This window comes from Caballeronia sp. GAWG1-1 (assembly GCF_023631465.1).
GTDB lineage: Bacteria > Pseudomonadota > Gammaproteobacteria > Burkholderiales > Burkholderiaceae > Caballeronia.
The window spans coordinates 80265-93891 of sequence record NZ_JALQDB010000032.1 but is presented as its reverse complement, the minus strand read 5'-3'; the positions used below and the strand labels follow the sequence as shown (position 1 = coordinate 93891).

At 63.6% G+C, this 13627-nt stretch carries 12 protein-coding genes and 1 pseudogene; 5 read left to right on the top strand and 8 right to left on the bottom strand.

Translation table 11 applies throughout. From position 1 onward, the window contains the following. Positions 1-23: 23 nt before the first annotated feature. The 4 genes from NCT03_RS21665 to NCT03_RS21650 are packed head-to-tail and all read left to right on the top strand — an operon-like array spanning position 24 to position 3823. A complete protein-coding gene (locus NCT03_RS21665) occupies positions 24-1028 on the top strand; it encodes an aliphatic sulfonate ABC transporter substrate-binding protein (RefSeq protein ID WP_250493853.1) in 1005 nt (334 codons plus the stop codon). Between the two features lie 23 nt (positions 1029-1051). Next, positions 1052-1867, top strand: coding sequence for an ABC transporter permease (locus tag NCT03_RS21660; protein WP_250467809.1), 816 nt, complete (start codon positions 1052-1054; stop codon positions 1865-1867). A 3-nt stretch (positions 1868-1870) separates the two neighbouring features. After that, entirely contained in the window at positions 1871-2587 is a 717-nt protein-coding gene (locus NCT03_RS21655) for an ABC transporter ATP-binding protein (RefSeq protein WP_250493852.1), read from the top strand. Between the two features lie 39 nt (positions 2588-2626). Beyond that, entirely contained in the window at positions 2627-3823 is a 1197-nt protein-coding gene (locus NCT03_RS21650; protein WP_250493851.1) for an acyl-CoA dehydrogenase family protein, read from the top strand. A gap of 24 nt (positions 3824-3847) precedes the next feature. On the opposite strand, the gene NCT03_RS21645 is transcribed toward NCT03_RS21650, so the two are convergent. The 7 genes from NCT03_RS21645 to NCT03_RS21615 are packed head-to-tail and all read right to left on the bottom strand — an operon-like array spanning position 3848 to position 11709. Further along, complete coding sequence (locus tag NCT03_RS21645; protein ID WP_250493850.1) at positions 3848-5146, bottom strand: NtaA/DmoA family FMN-dependent monooxygenase; 1299 nt, start codon at positions 5144-5146, stop codon at positions 3848-3850. 15 nt (positions 5147-5161) lie between these two features. Continuing rightward, entirely contained in the window at positions 5162-6391 is a 1230-nt protein-coding gene (locus NCT03_RS21640; protein WP_250493849.1) for an acyl-CoA dehydrogenase family protein, read from the bottom strand. Positions 6392-6401: 10 nt separating this feature from the next. Further along, positions 6402-7769, bottom strand: coding sequence for an LLM class flavin-dependent oxidoreductase (locus NCT03_RS21635; RefSeq protein ID WP_250493848.1), 1368 nt, complete (start codon positions 7767-7769; stop codon positions 6402-6404). Continuing rightward, a complete protein-coding gene (locus NCT03_RS21630) occupies positions 7766-8845 on the bottom strand; it encodes an ABC transporter substrate-binding protein (RefSeq protein ID WP_244831093.1) in 1080 nt (359 codons plus the stop codon). Before NCT03_RS21630 ends, NCT03_RS21635 begins: the two co-directional genes overlap by 4 nt. A gap of 31 nt (positions 8846-8876) precedes the next feature. Then, the gene (locus NCT03_RS21625; RefSeq protein WP_250493847.1) at positions 8877-9731 is read right to left on the bottom strand and encodes an ABC transporter permease; all 855 of its coding nucleotides are present in this window, start codon (positions 9729-9731) and stop codon (positions 8877-8879) included. Continuing rightward, positions 9728-10633, bottom strand: a complete 906-nt coding sequence (locus NCT03_RS21620) for an ABC transporter permease (RefSeq protein WP_250493846.1) — start codon at positions 10631-10633, stop codon at positions 9728-9730. Before NCT03_RS21620 ends, NCT03_RS21625 begins: the two co-directional genes overlap by 4 nt. Continuing rightward, a complete protein-coding gene (locus NCT03_RS21615) occupies positions 10630-11709 on the bottom strand; it encodes an ABC transporter ATP-binding protein (RefSeq protein WP_250493845.1) in 1080 nt (359 codons plus the stop codon). The genes NCT03_RS21620 and NCT03_RS21615 overlap by 4 nt, the downstream gene beginning before the upstream one ends. A gap of 225 nt (positions 11710-11934) precedes the next feature. On the opposite strand from NCT03_RS21615, the gene NCT03_RS21610 reads away from it, so the two are divergent. Further along, on the top strand, positions 11935-12816 hold the full coding sequence (locus NCT03_RS21610; RefSeq protein WP_250493844.1) for an alpha/beta hydrolase family protein: 882 nt from the start codon (positions 11935-11937) through the stop codon (positions 12814-12816). Position 12817: 1 nt separating this feature from the next. Here NCT03_RS21610 and NCT03_RS21605 read toward each other — a convergent pair. Further along, positions 12818-13507: pseudogene (locus NCT03_RS21605) on the bottom strand (GNAT family N-acetyltransferase); the annotation flags it as partial. Positions 13508-13627 lie beyond the last annotated feature (120 nt).

The window sequence follows — 13627 nt, the reverse complement described above, 5'->3', positions numbered from 1 at the left end:
CACTCTTCTGCCGACATATACACGTGACCGACCAATCGACCAACACCGTTTCAACTAACGACACTCCCGGCTCTTCGACTCGCCGCAAGCTGATTCTCGGCGGCCTCGCCACGGCGGCGGGCTTCATGATAGGCACGTCCGCGCGCGCGGCTCCGGTGCTGCGCGTGGGCGACATGAATTCCATCGGCTGGAAAGCCTTCCTCGAAGCCTCCGGCGAAGCGAAGAATCTGCCGTACGAAATCGAGTGGAGCAAGTTTCCCGCAGGCCAGCCGGAATTGCAGGCCTTCAACGCCGAAGCACTCGATGTCGGTCAGACCGGCGACAGCGTGTTCCTCTTTGCATATGCGGCGGGTTGCCCAGCGCGCGCGGTCAGCGCGATTACCTTCGCGCCGAGCTTCATTCCGCTGCTCGCGCAACGCGACTCGGGCATCCGCAAGGTCGCGGACCTGAAGGGCAAGAAACTCGCGGTCAATGCAGGCGGCGGGCCGCAACTGATGGCTTACGGTCTTATCGAAAAGGCGGGGTTGAAGCGGGAAGACGTGAACCTCGTGTTCCTCGATCCCGGTGCCGCGAAGCCCGCATTTGCCGCCGGCGCCGTCGATGCGTGGCTCACCTGGGCGCCATATTCGACGCTTGCGATCCAGCAGAACGGCGCGTATCCCATCGCCGATCTGCGCGACGTCGACTATCTCTATAGCGGCAACAACTTTCTGCTCGTGCATGAGAAAGCGGCGCGCGACAAGCGCGATGCGATCCGCGACTTCCTCGCTCGCAGCGAGCGCGCGCAACGTTGGGCGCTCGCCAATGTCGATGCGGCCGCCGCCGCGCTCGTGAAGGACACGCATCTCGATCCCGCCACCGCGAAGTCCTTGCTCGCCGAGTACAAGCCGACGCCCGCGCCGCTCGATTCCAACGTGCGCAACGCGCTCCAGCACGCCGCTGACGGTTTCTATCGCTACGGCATGATCAAGCAGTCGATCGGCAACGTGAGCACGGCCTTCGACGGCCAGCTCGCGACGCGGGCATGAACACTTTCCGGAGGAATCGTCTCGTGTCGCATCCAACACTTGCCGTCGAAGGCCAAGCCGCGCCCGCGCCGCGACGCGCCGCCGGATTGCGCTGGCGGCGGCTCGTCGTGCCGGTGGCGTTGTTGTCGGCATGGCAACTGGCGTCGTCAACCGGGTTCGTCAACGAACGGCGCTTCTCGTCGCCCGCGCAGATTGCCACGACGCTCTGGGAACTCGCGGCCAGCGGCGAACTCGGCACGCATCTGCTCGCGTCGCTGGCGCGCGCGGGAAGCGGGCTTGCCATCGGCCTCACGCTCGGTGTCGCGCTTGCGCTCGTTAGCGGTCTCTCGCGCCGTGGCGAGGATTCCGTCGATGCCCTTTTGCAAATGACGCGCACCTTGCCGCATCTGGCGCTCGTGCCGCTGTTCATCCTGTGGTTCGGTATCGGCGAGACACCGAAGATCGCGCTCGTCGCGCTGGGCTGTCTGATACCGGTCTACCTCAATCTGTTCGCGGGTATCCGCAGCGTCGATGCCAAGATCGTCGAGATGGCGAGCACGCTCGGCCTCACACGTGCCGAGCAGATTCGCCATATCGTGCTGCCGGGCGCATTGCCTTCGTTTCTCGTCGGCTTGCGCTATTCGCTGAGCATTGCGTGGCTCTCGCTCGTGGTGGGCGAGCAGATCAACGCGTCGAGCGGGATCGGCTATCTCGCGATCACGGCGCAGAACTACATGCGTACCGACATCATTATGGCGTGTCTCCTGATCTATGCACTGCTCGGACTCGTCACCGATGCCCTAGTGCGCGGCGCCGAAAAACGTCTGCTTGCATGGCGGCCATCCACGATCAAGGACTGAGCGATGACCACACGCGATCCCATCATCCGTATCCGGCAACTGACGCGGCGTTTCGGCGCGCACACCGTACTCGACCGGCTCGATCTCGACATCGAACGCGGCTCTTTCGTGGCGTTGCTCGGCCGTTCGGGTTCGGGGAAGTCCACCTTGTTGCGCACGCTGTCGGGCCTCGATGAAGCACCCGCCGGCACGGTCGACGTGCCGGACAAGCGCGCGGTCGTGTTTCAGGAGCCGCGTCTCGTACCGTGGAAAACCGTCGAGGAAAATCTTGCGCTCGGTTTGCGCAAGCCCGACGCGCGCGCCGTGATCGCCGCGGCACTCAACGAAGTGGGCGTCGGGCATCGGCTGCATGCGTGGCCGCTGACGCTGTCGGGCGGCGAAGCGCAACGCGTGGCGCTCGCGCGTGCGTTGGTCCGCGATCCGAAAGTCTGGCTACTCGACGAACCGTTCGCCGCGCTCGATGCCCTCACGCGCATCCAGATGCAGCGGCTCATTGCGCACGTGTGGAAAGCGCATGCGGCGACGGTGCTGCTCGTCACGCATGACGTCGATGAAGCGCTGCTGCTCGCCGACCGCGTGCTCGTCCTGGAGCATGGCCGCATTGGCAGCGATATCGACATCGCGTTGCCGCGCCCGCGCGTGTCCACCGATCCCGCGTTTGCGGCGCTACGCGACCGCTTGCTTGCGACGCTCGGTGTGCCCGCCGAAGCGCACGCGTAATCCGACATCTTTCCCTCTCATCGTTCAAGGAAGATCAACGTGACCAACACCGCACCATCTGCACTCGATGTCCGCGACTTGCGCGCGCTTTTGCCCTGGGTCGCCGATCAGGAAGCGCAACCCGGCCGCGACACGGCCGCCTTCAAGGCCACGATGCAGCGCCTTAAAAACGCGCGCATCGGCGCATTGCGTTTGCCGCGCGAACGTGGCGGCGCCGCGTTGACGCTCACGCAGTTATTCGACTTCGTGATCGATCTTGCAGCAGCCGATCCGAATGTCGCGCACGCGTTCCGCAACCATCTGAACCTGGTGGAGAGCCTGCTGATCGACCATAAACGCCTCCCTGCATTCGATACCTATCTCGACCGCGTCGCGCGTGGCGAAACTTATGGCGCATCGGCGACGGAACTTGGCAAGCGCAACGTAGGCAACTTCGATTACGACACAGCGGTCACTTCCGGCCCTTACGGCCTGCGTCTGAACGGCAAGAAGTTCTACAGCACGGGCAACCTGTATGCGGACCACATCTACGTCTTTGCAGTCGATGAGGCCGGCAAGCAGATCAAGGTCGTCGTGCCCGCCACGCGCGAAGGCGTGGATATAGCGGACGATTGGGACGGCTTCGGTCAGCAGTTCACGGCAAGCGGCTCGACCAACTACACGAACGTGAAGGTGTTGCCCGACGAGATCGTCGATAACAGCCGTGTCACCGCGCTGCCGTATGTCGCGACCTTCGCGCAGTTGTATCTCTCGGCGGTGGTGGCGGGCATTTTGCAGCGCGTTGTTTCCGATGCCGCGCACTTGCTGAAGTCGCGCGAACGCAATTTCTATCACGGCGTCGATGAAGTACCCGCCAACGACCCGCTTCTGCAAGCAGTGCTCGGCCGCATCGAAAGCGTGGCGCATCTGGCGCGTGTGAGTGTGCTTGAAGCGGCGCAATGGCTCGAACGCGGCTTCGACAGCGCCGCGTCGGGCGATGTCTCCTCGCATGCGTTCGAGCGCGCCGCCAACAGCACGGCGAAGTCGAAAGTGGTGATCGACGAACTCGCCTTGCGCGCGGCGGGCGAACTCTTCGAACTCGGTGGCGCTTCGAGCACGCGCGTGAGCCAGCGGCTCGACCGGCATTGGCGCGCGTTGCGTACGGTGACGGCCCACAATCCGCTCATCTTCAAGGCGCTTGCAATCGGCAGGCAGGCGGCGCATGGCACGCCGCTGCCCAATCTCTCCTACTTCTGAATCCATGCTCGCGTGCCGTGCAAGTCAACCCGCCTTCACGCGTTCGCGCAACGTCGCATGTTCATACGACGCGGGCCGCAAGCCGCGTCGCCGCAATTCGGGGACCACGAGATCGACGAACTCGTCCATGCAGGCAGGCAACGCGTGCGTGATGCAGATAAAGCCATCGCCGCCGCCTTCATCGAGCAAGGTCTGCAACTGATCCGCGACTTCCGACGCCGTACCCACGACATGCGGTCCCTGTCCCGCAGCGAAATGACGCGCGATCTCGCCGAGCGGCGTATGCGGCGCGAAGTCTTCGGTGATGGTGGAAAGATGCCCGCGAATGCCGCTCGTTTCGCCGATATCGGGAAACGGCGCGTTGGCGTCGAAGCGCGAGAGGTCGGTGTTGAGAAACGCGGACAACATGGTGAGGCCCGCTTCGACCGTCACGTTGTCGCGAATGGCCTTCTGCTTCTGCAAGGCTTCTTCGCGAGTCTGCCCGACGATAGGCACGATACCCCACAGAATGCGCACATCGCCCGCGCTACGTCCGGCTTTCGAGGCTTCGCCCTGCACCTTGTCGACGAACTCGCGCATGCCGCGCGCCGAATGCCGCAAGCCGAACACGAGTTCCGCATGCCGTCCCGCGAATGCCGCGCCCGCGCTCGATGAACCCGCCTGCGCAATCAACGGCCTGCCCTGCGGCGAGCGCGGCACCGTGAAGCGCCCCTGGCTCGCGAAGAAGTCGCCGTGAAAGTCGATCCTCGCGACTTTCGATGGATCGGCGAACACGCCCGACGCGCGGTCCGCGACGATCGCGTCCGGCTCCCAGCTATCCCATAGCGTCTGGCACAGCTTGAGATACTCCTCCGCGCGCCGATACCGCGTGTCGTGTTCATCGAGCTTCTGCCCGAACTGACGTGCTTCGGGTTCGCCCGCCGTGGTCACGAGATTCCACCCCACGCGCCCTTCGGTCAGATGATCGAGCGTCGCGAACTGCCGCGCGACCCAGTACGGCGGCAGAAACGCGGTACTCAGCGTCGTGATGATGCCAACCGACTGCGTCACACGCGCCATGATCGGAATGAGCGGCAGCGGGTCATGTCGCGGACATTGCACGGCCCAGCGCAAGGTGTCGTCACTGTCGCCGCGATACGTCTCGTAGATCGAATACGAATCCGACAAGAAGATGGTGTCGATGCCGCCACGCTCCGTCGTGCGCGCAACGTGCTCCCAATACGCCGGACGGTCGTAGCGCAAGCCCTGGAACGAGCGCGGCAGACGCCATTGCCCGACCGTGTGCGGCGAAGCCGAATGCGACAGAAAGAATGCAAGCAGCACGATACGTGTCCTTGTTTAGCGCGTGGAAACGTTCGGACGCTCGACGCCGAGCACGTGTCGCGCAACCACGCCTTTTTGCTTGTCGACCGAATCGTGCAGCGTCAGCGTGCGCGCGTTGCGCCAGTGCCTGTCCGCCGCGGCGCGCCTCGTAGCCGAACGCGCGCCGCCGATCTGAAAGAGCCGCGAACCCGCTTCAATGGAACTGCCGCTCGCATGCACCTTCGCCTGATAAACGGCGACCAGCACCTCGGCAATATCCGCTTCGCCGCGCGTGAAGGCGTCCATCGAACGGGCTGCTTCGTTGATCAGCGCGCGGCTCGCACTCAGCGCGATGCGGATATCGGCGACATGCGCCTGAATCGCGGGCTCCTCGGCGGCGCGTGCGTAACCGTTGGTCGGCTTCTGCACGTGATTCACGAAGTGCAAGGTATCGTCGAGCGCCGCTTCGCCGATGCCCGCGAGAATCGCCGCAAAGCCGAGTTGATAGAGCGGCGCGAAGATAGCCGCAGCAGGCACGCTGGCCGGATTGCCCGCAACCCAGCGGCCATCGATCACGCTTTCGTTCACGACGAGCCGACCGCTCGATGTGGCCCGCTGACCGATGCCGTCCCACGTATCGAGCACGTTCACCGCTTCGTGACTGCGCGGCAGCAGCACGAGAACGGACTCGGGCGGACGGCCTTCGTCATCGGTCACGGTCGCGCACTGGAAGAGCGCGTAAGTGCAGCCGACCGAGCCTGTCGCGAAGGCTTTTTCCGCCTTGACGCGCCAGCGGCCGTCGTCGAGACGCTCGGCATACGACTTGAGGTTCGTGCGCTTGTTGTCGTACGTGAAGCGCTCGTCGGGTTCGGCGGCGGTGAAGCAGAAGGTCGCGCCATCGTCGCGCACGGCGGCGGCGAGTTCATCCACAAGTGCGGAATCGGCCAGCAATTCCAGCGTGAAAAGCGCGCCTGTCTGCACCGTATAGAGCTGCGCGGTGTTGCTGCAGGCGCGCGCGATCGATGTCACCGCATCGAAGAAATGCGTGAAGCTCGTGCCGCGTCCGAAGCCCGCTCCGCCGCGTTCCAGCGACAGACCCGCTGCGAGTAGACCCGCATCGTGCAAGGTGCGGATGTTGTCGTAGGGAAACGTCGCGGCTTCGTCTGTTCGCGCACTGCGTTGCTTGAGCACCGGCGTGGCTTCGGCAGTTCCACGATGCAGGCGCGCGATGGCATCGGAGAAAATGGTTCGATCGATCTGGTTCATGTCGGCTGGCTCAAAGGTCGCGATATTGCGCGCCCGGATGCGTCGCTCGCAGATGAGGTCCGCGCCCGGCAAAGAGCTTCTCGCGCAGCGTGCCCTCGGCATACTCGGTGCGATAACGCCCGCGATTCTGCAGTTCCGGCACGACGAGATCCACGAACGCATGCAGGCTTTCGGGCATCACGAGACGCCGCAGATTGAAGCCATCGACGCCGGTTTCATCTATCCATGCAATCAACTGATCCGCCACCTCGCGCGGATCGCCGACGATGAACGGCCCGCGTCCGCCGATCTGATCGAAGCGGCTCATGTCGCGCGGCGTGATGGACCGGCCTGCATGCTTCGTGAGATTCTCGACGGTCGACTGCAGCGCGTTGCTCTTCACATAGCGAATCGGTTCGTCCAGATCCAGTTCCGCGAAGTCGATGCCGGTCCAGCCCGACACCAGCGCGAGTTGCCCGAGCGTATCGACGTATTCGGCATACTCGGCCTGCAATTCGCGCGCTTCCTTCGACGTGCGCGCAACCACGACGGTCGCGCCGAGATAGAGCAGCACATCGTCGGCAGCGCGGCCTGCATCGACTGCATGCTGGCGGATGTCGCGCGCCGCCGCCGCGACGATGGCAGGCGTCTGTCCTTCGAGAAACACGCATTCCGCATGCTTGCCCGCGAACGCCTTGCCGCGTCCCGACGCACCGGCCTGATACAACACCGGCGTGCGCTGCGGCGAAGGCTCGGTGAGATTGAAGCCATCGACACGGTAATACGGGCCTTCATGCTTCACGCGCCGCACGCGCGACGGGTCGGTATAAGGATGTCCCGCACGCTTGTCGCGCACCGCCGCGCCTTCGGCCCAGCTTCCTTCCCACAGCTTGTAGACGGCTTCGAGGAAGTCCTCGCCGGCCGCGTATCGCTCGTCGTGCTCGCGCGCTTTCGCGAGACCCATGCCACGCGCCGCGCTTTCCAGATAACCCGTCACGACGTTCCAGCCCGCACGGCCGCTCGTCAGATGATCGAGCGTGGAAAAGCGCCGCGCGAACTGATACGGATGCTCGTAGGTAAGGTTCGCCGTCACGCCGAAGCCGATGTGCTTCGTCGCATAAGCCATGGCGGGCACGGTCAGCAACGGATCGTGCGAAGGCGCTTGCGCAGCCGCGAAGAGCGTGGCGTCGGTGCCGCCGCCGTAGACATCGTAGATGCCGAAGACATCGGCGAGAAACACGCCGTCGAAGAGACCGCGCTCGGCCGTCTGCGCGAGTTCGACCCAGTAGCCGAGCGTGTTGTGTTCGAGCGAGCGGTCGCGAGGATGCCGCCAGAAGCCCGCCCACGAATGCGCGGGTGCGTTCATGTGGAACGCGTTGAAGTGGATGTGCTGGGTCATTTTCTGGAGACGATGGTCCGGTTCCACGAGTCCTGCGCGCGATCGAACGCGCCCCAGAACTTGTTCCAGTCCGGGTGATAGAGCGCCTGGGCTTGCTCCGGCTTGTAGATGAGCTTGGCCGCGAGTTGCGGGTCGGCTTCGATCACGGGCGCGAGCAGGCGGTTGGTCGGGCCGTAGTAGAAGTCCGTTGCGTTGCCGAGCTGATAAAGCGCGCCGTAGATCTCGTTCAGGAACTGCGCCGCGAGTTCGGGATGCGGCGTGCCCTTGACGATATCCGCCGTCGATGCGAACGCAATGGAGCCTTCCTTCGGACGCACCGCGCGCGCGGGCTTGTAGGCATCCTGAAGCGCGTAGGCACGGCCATCGGCGATGACGGTAAGCCAGATATCGCCGGACTTGATGAGTTGCTCCGCCTGTTGCGAGGTCTGCCAGAACGTGCGCGCATTGACCTTCGCAATCTCCGCAACGGCCTTGTCGAGATTGCCTTCATCGCCGCCATTCAGACGCGACGTTTCGATCAGCAGCGCGCGGCCCGCGCCATTGGCGAGATCGGGCAACGCAACGTGACCCGCGAGCTTCGGGTTCCACAAGTCCTTCCACGATGACGGCGCGGGAATGCCTGCTTGCTGAAACTTGTCCGCGTTGTAGACGAAGATCGCCGAGACGAAATCGAAGTCAGGCGCATAGCCCTGCGCGTTCTTCGCGAGATCTAGCGCGAAATTCACGTTCGGCACTTTCGCCGGATCGAGCTTTTGCAGCACGCCTGCCTTGATGGCTTGCGCGCGCACGTCGCCGTCGAGCAGCACGACGTCATAGGGCACGTTGCGGCCGTTCGCGGCGACGAGCTTGGCGACGTGATCGATCGACGCGCCATCGATGAATTGCACCTTCACGCCCGTTTTATTGGTGAAGATGTCGCCCGCGTATTTGATCTGCGTCTGCGTGGACTTGCCGCCCCACGACGACACGCGCAGCACGATGTCTTTGGGGTCTGCGCTCTGCGCATGCGCGAGCCCGGCAACGAGGGATGCGGTCAGTGCGAAGAGCCCGAGCGCGAGCCTGGCGATAACTTTCAAGAATGGCCTCGTGAGGAAAGAAGGAGAAGGCTCAACGCCGCGAAAAGAGACGTTCGAGACGGAAGAAACGATTGAGCAGCAACGCGAGCGCGGCCCAGAACGCAACGATCAGCGTGGACAGCGCGGTAACCGCGTTATCGAACTCCACTTCCATCGCGTTGAAGAGCTTGACGGGCAAGGTCGGACGGCTCGGGTCGCCCATGAACCATGCGACCACCACGTCGTCGAACGAAAGCACGAAGGCGAACAGCATTCCCGCGATCACGCCGGGCAAAACAAGTGGCACGGTCACGCGCCAAAACACTTGCCAAGGCGTGGCGCCAAGGTTCTGCGCGGCTTCGTCGAGCGCATTGTCGTAGTGCGCGAAGCTCGCGACCACCGAGCGCACGACGAGCGGCAAGGTGAACACGGCCTGCATCAGCACGATGGCCGCGCTCGTTCCGTTGAGTCCGATGTCGTGCCAGTCGGCGGCGAGCATGAAGAACTTGAAGCCCGCCACCGCAATGACGATAGTCGGCACGCCCAGCGGCGCAACGCATAGCGCATTCACGATGCCGCGCCCCGCATAACGTCCGCGCACGATCGACAACGAAAGCGGCACACCGACGAGCGTGGCGAGCGCGGTCGTCGCCGTGCCCAGCGCGACGCTGTAGCGCAGCGCAGCGTAATAGTCCGGCGAGATCGAGCGATACCAGTGGAGCGTCCAGTCGCTCGGCGGAAACGCGAGCGCGCCGCTCTTCGAAAACGAAGCACTGACGATGCCGATAAACGGCAGCAGCAAAAACACGGGCACCGCGAAGGTCGCGATACGCAGCAGCCATTTCAACGCGCTCGATGCGGCATCGCGATGCCACACGACGGACGACGTACTCGCTTGGGTACTCATGTCCGCGCTCCGCTCATTCGCACGGCGAGCAGCATCGATGCGAGCGCGGCGATCATCGTCAGGATGGCGGCGGTCGAGCCGACCGTGTAGTTCAGCACGCCGTGCATCTGCTGATCGATGTAGAGCGCCATGAACATCACCCGATGCCCGCCGAGAATGCCGGGCGTGACGAGCGCGCTGATCGCGGCCATGAAGACCATCGACGCGCCCGCCGCCAGTCCCGGCCGGCACAGCGGCAAGACCACGCGCACAAACGCCAGAAAAGGCGTCGCGCCGAGATTGATGGCGGCTTCCTCGAGCGCGGGATCGATCTTGCGGATGGCGCTCGTCAGCATCAGCACCATGAAGGGAAACTCCACATGCACCATGCCGATGAGCGCGCCGGTGTAGTTGAAGATCCACTGCACGGGTTCCTTCACCACACCGGAACCCAGCAAGAGCGTATTGAGCATGCCGTGTTCGGTAAGCACCGGAATCCAGCCGAGATTGCGGATCACGGCGCTGATGAGCAACGGCAACACCGTCACGAACAAAAGCGGCGTGCGCCAGCGCGAACGCGTGCGCGCAAGGTAATAGCTGAACGGAAAGCCGAACACCGCGCAGATGATCGCCGTCAATGCGCCGAAGACGAGCGTGTCGAGCAGGATCTGGAGGTAGTACGCATCAGAGAGAAAGCGCGCGTAGTTGGAAAGCGTCCATGTGTCGTCGACACGGCCCATCGAGCCGCCGCCGTGCAGCGACAAGATCAGCAGATAGCCAATAGGCGCGACGAAGAACACGCCAAGAAACGCCAGTCCGGGCAAGGCGAGCGCGCCGTAGGCGGCGCCCCTGCGCTTCGTCGCCGAAAGCGGCGAAGGCGTCGCGGCGAGATCGCCGCCTGTCAGCAAGGCATCGTTGCTCATGTGGCGGCCTCGTCGCGCAAGAGGACGGCATCGCCGTGGTGCCAGCCGAGCGTGACGGTATCGCCAGCGGCGGGTGCCGCGCGGCCCGACGTGCGCACGATGAGCGGCTCGCTTGCCTGCGTGCGGACTTCGAGATACCAACCGTCGCCCGCATACGTGGCGAGTTCCACGCGGCCCTGCACGCGGTTCGGCAAACCCGCGCCGATCTGAATGCGCTCCGGCCGCAACGCGAGCAACAGCGGTTCGCCGGGCGCGGGCGTTGCGCCGCCGGCGAGATCGACATCGAATGGTTCGGCCGTCTGGCGGCTTTGCACGCGCAAGCGGCCATCGGCGCCGAGCGCGCCCGCCGTCACCGCGACGAGATTGATCTTGCCGATGAAACTCGCGACGTAGCGATCCACCGGCCGGTCGTACAGTTCCTGCGGCGAGCCAATCTGACTGATACCGCCCTGCCGCATCACGACGATGCGATCCGAAAGACTCAGCGCCTCGCTCTGATCGTGCGTGACGAAGATGGTCGTGATGCCCACTTCGCGCTGAATGCGCTTGATCTCCGCCTGCAATTCCTCGCGCAGTTTCTGATCGAGCGCGCCGAGCGGTTCGTCGAGCAACAGCACGCGCGGATTGATGACGAGCGCCCTCGCCAGCGCGACACGCTGCTTCTGCCCGCCCGATAGCTGGTCCGGGTAACGATCCGCATAACCCGAAAGGCGCACGCGGTCGAGCGCTTCGGTGGCGCGCCGTTTGATCTCCTTGCCCGGCAGCTTGCGCACGCGTAGACCGAAGGCGAGATTCTGCGCGACCGTCAGATGCGGAAACAGCGCGTACTGTTGAAACACCATGCCCGTATTGCGCCGATGAGCCGGAACCTGCGTCACATCCTCGCCGCCGATATGGACCGAGCCCGCATCCGGCGTGACGAAGCCCGCAACCATGCGGAGACACGTCGTCTTGCCGCATCCGCTCGGGCCGAGCAAGGTAAGGAATTCGCCGTCGCGCACGGAAAGCGAGACCGCATCGACGACCGGTGCGCCGTCGTAGCGCTTGATGACGCTATGCAATTGAACCGTTGCCATGGACGCTCTGAGATGCAGCGCGTGGCCGCGCCGGTTGGATGGAACGAGCACTGGAGAGACGCGTCGTCGCAGAACAAAAAGAATAAGAGCCCGCATGCCGAGGCCAAACCAATTTTCCTGGCTTAGAAAAGTGACGGCGCGGTGATAAACGAATTCACCGATGGGTGATTAACTAAGGAGACGATCTGATACATTGCGCATCACCCAGACGCTCGAACTCCGCTCATGCGCCTTTCAGCCCTTGTGTTTGTCGCGCTTGCCGCCGTCTCCGTCGCGCGCGCGGACGAACCCGAAAGCCTCGCCGCCGATTTGCATGAAACCGTCGTGCAGGTTCCGATGATCGAGAAAGGCTTGTTCGGCGACTCGCGCCGTGAGCTGGTCGCGACGCTCTATCAGCCGGATGGCGCGGGGCCGTTTCCGCTCATCGTGCTGAGTCACGGCAGTCCGCCCGATCCGCTCAATCGCGTGAAGACCGGGCGTTATCGGCTGATTCCGCAGATTCGTACTTTCGTGGAAATGGGTTTTGCCGTGATCGTGCCGATTCGCCGAGGCTATGGCGCGACGGGCGGCACGTATGCCGAGAGCACTGGCAAGTGCGCCACTGCCGACTACGAAGCATCCGGCAATGCAGCCGCACAGGACATTCTCGCGACCATCGCGTATGCGAAGACCCAGCCGCAAGTGGACGGCAACCGGATCGTGCTGGCGGGGCAATCTGCGGGCGGGTTTTCTTCGCTGGCGGCGGCGAGCTTCGATCCGCACGGCGTGATAGCGGTGCTCAACTTCTCGGGCGGACGCGGCGGCGATCCGGCAAGGCATCCAACCGTGCCGTGCGCCCCGGACAACATGCTGAGAGCGATCACGCACTTCGCGGGCACCGTGCGCGTGCCGGTGCTTTGGCACTATGTCGAGAACGATCAGTACTTCGGCCCGGACTACACGCGAAGCTGGTTCAACGCATTCCAGCAAGCAGGCGGCCAAGGTCAGTTCGTGATGGAGCCGCCCTACGGTGAAAACGGTCACGGAATGTTCGCGTCCCGCGCGGCCATTCCGATCTGGCTGCCTTACGTGCGCAATTTTCTCGCGCCTGTCATTCAGATGCGTTGACTCTCAAGCTCGCAAGCGATGCGCGTTGCTTGCCGTCGGCGTCGAAGTTGTCGTCGGCGAGCCAGCGTTCAAATGCGGCGCGCACCGTGGGCCAGTCTTTATCGATGATCGAATACCACGCGGTATCGCGGTTACGCCCCTTGTACACGATAGCTTGCCTGAAGATGCCTTCGAACTCGAAGCCGAGTCGCAGCGCCGTCTTGCGCGATGGCGCGTTCAGGCTGTCGCATTTCCATTCGTAGCGCCGGTATTGCAGGGCTTCGAACACGTAGCGCATCAGCAGATACTGCGCTTCGGTCGAGATGCGCGTTTGCTTGAGCAGCGGCGAAAACGTCACGCTGCCCACTTCGATTACGCCATGAACCGGCTCGATGCGCATCAGCGCGAACGTCCCGACTGCCTTGCCGCTGGATTTATCGATGACGGCGTAGTGCAACGGATCGGCCGATGCCGCCGCTTGTGTCAAATACGTGCGAAACGCCGCAAACTCCTTAAACGGACCGGTGAACAGATAGGTCCAGTCGCTCGGCTCGCTGTACGCGTGGAAAAGATCCTGCGCATGTGCGTCGACATCGAGCGGCACGATCTTGCAGTGCGTGCCTTCGACGACGATTCGCGCGGGCCGCTCGCGCGTTTTCCAGTCGGTCACGGCATCGCCGATAGCTTGTTGGTACTCGTTGGTTCTTGCCATACGCCGGAAGTCTCCTCTTTCAGTTGAATTTGCAGTGTAGTGTGGCACGAACGAAAAACGACCGATCGTTCGCAGGGCAGGCCCGTGTTTTGCGATAAGGATATTCGTGGAGGCAAACCG

Coding starts and splice junctions, on each gene's coding strand:
- NCT03_RS21655 (WP_250493852.1), top strand. CDS start 1,871: ATGACCACACGCGATCCCATCATCCGTATCCGGCAACTGACGCGGCGT.
- NCT03_RS21640 (WP_250493849.1), bottom strand. CDS start 6,391: ATGAACCAGATCGATCGAACCATTTTCTCCGATGCCATCGCGCGCCTG.
- NCT03_RS21635 (WP_250493848.1), bottom strand. CDS start 7,769: ATGACCCAGCACATCCACTTCAACGCGTTCCACATGAACGCACCCGCG.
- NCT03_RS21625 (WP_250493847.1), bottom strand. CDS start 9,731: ATGAGTACCCAAGCGAGTACGTCGTCCGTCGTGTGGCATCGCGATGCC.
- NCT03_RS21620 (WP_250493846.1), bottom strand. CDS start 10,633: ATGAGCAACGATGCCTTGCTGACAGGCGGCGATCTCGCCGCGACGCCT.
- NCT03_RS21615 (WP_250493845.1), bottom strand. CDS start 11,709: ATGGCAACGGTTCAATTGCATAGCGTCATCAAGCGCTACGACGGCGCA.
- NCT03_RS21610 (WP_250493844.1), top strand. CDS start 11,935: ATGCGCCTTTCAGCCCTTGTGTTTGTCGCGCTTGCCGCCGTCTCCGTC.